General features: G+C 60.7%; 1 pseudogene. It reads right to left on the minus strand.

The window, feature by feature from the left end:
• Positions 1 to 288: pseudogene (locus EN824_RS34015) on the minus strand (hypothetical protein); the annotation flags it as partial.
• Between the last annotated feature and the right edge of the window lie 40 nt (positions 289 to 328).

The raw sequence follows: 328 nt of genomic DNA on the forward strand, positions 1-328 counted from the left end.
GAACACAATTTTTTCAATGGGCTGATGCGGGCTCTGGTGTTGCGGCTCGCCGGCAATGCGCGGGTGCCAGATGTCGGCTACATGAAGAAACGCGGCGCGCTCCAGACCGATGTCGATAAACGCCGACTGCATGCCCGGCAACACCCGCACGACCTTGCCGAGATAGACGTTGCCCACGCGGCCGCGCGACAGCGTTCGTTCGACGTGAAGTTCCTGGACGGCGCCTTGCTGGACGAGCGCGACGCGCGTTTCCTGCGGCGTGACATTGATCAGGATCTCTTCATTCATGGTGTTGTTCTAGAAGTCGATGCGCGCTGCACGCAGAAGG

The sequence above is a fragment of the Mesorhizobium sp. M8A.F.Ca.ET.181.01.1.1 genome (assembly GCF_004792025.1).
Classification (GTDB): domain Bacteria; phylum Pseudomonadota; class Alphaproteobacteria; order Rhizobiales; family Rhizobiaceae; genus Mesorhizobium.